This window comes from Photobacterium sagamiensis, from assembly GCF_050337085.1.
GTDB classification, from domain to species: Bacteria; Pseudomonadota; Gammaproteobacteria; order Enterobacterales; family Vibrionaceae; genus Photobacterium; species Photobacterium sagamiensis.
In genome coordinates this window covers 1-661 of sequence record NZ_JAKJSP010000140.1, presented here as the reverse complement: position 1 = coordinate 661, position 661 = coordinate 1, and the positions used below count along the sequence as shown (strand labels likewise).

The 661-nt window shown below is 45.7% G+C and carries 4 tRNA genes; all 4 read right to left on the bottom strand.

The features are described from left to right. Window positions 1–52 precede the first annotated feature (52 nt). The 4 genes from L4D76_RS28890 to L4D76_RS28875 all read right to left on the bottom strand — a co-directional run bounded on the left by L4D76_RS28890 (window position 53) and on the right by L4D76_RS28875 (window position 550). Window positions 53–137: transfer RNA gene (locus L4D76_RS28890), tRNA-Leu, on the bottom strand. A gap of 49 nt (window positions 138–186) precedes the next feature. Continuing rightward, window positions 187–263 (bottom strand) — tRNA-Met (locus L4D76_RS28885). Window positions 264–323: 60 nt separating this feature from the next. Continuing rightward, window positions 324–398, bottom strand: a tRNA-Gln gene (locus L4D76_RS28880). 67 nt (window positions 399–465) lie between these two features. Next, a tRNA-Leu gene (locus tag L4D76_RS28875) sits at window positions 466–550 on the bottom strand. Window positions 551–661 lie beyond the last annotated feature (111 nt).

The window sequence follows — 661 nt, the reverse complement described above, 5'->3', positions numbered from 1 at the left end:
ACAATGTTTGTTCAAAAGATTCACTTAAGAACAATTCTCTTCGCAAAGAGAATGGTGCGGAAGGAGAGACTTGAACTCTCACACCTTGCGGCGCCAGAACCTAAATCTGGTGCGTCTACCAATTCCGCCACTTCCGCATCTGGTATTTTTACATCTTGCGATGCTTCAACTCTAAGAGAGTGAAGATGGTGGCTACGACGGGATTCGAACCTGTGACCCCATCATTATGAGTGATGTGCTCTAACCAACTGAGCTACGTAGCCATTTTACTTTTTACTTGTATTACGCCGATTAATCTTTCGATTAAGCCACATAATAAAATGTGGCAGGGCTACCTGGATTCGAACCAGGGGATGGCGGCATCAAAAGCCGCTGCCTTACCGCTTGGCGATAGCCCTACAATGTTTGTTCAAAAATCGTTTGTTCAAAAGATGTACTTAAGAACAGTTCTCTTCGCAAAGAGAATGGTGCGGAAGGAGAGACTTGAACTCTCACACCTTGCGGCGCCAGAACCTAAATCTGGTGCGTCTACCAATTCCGCCACTTCCGCATCTGGTATTTTTACATCTTGCGATGCTTCAACTCTAAGAGAGTGAAGATGGTGGCTACGACGGGATTCGAACCTGTGACCCCATCATTATGAGTGATGTGCTCTAACCAA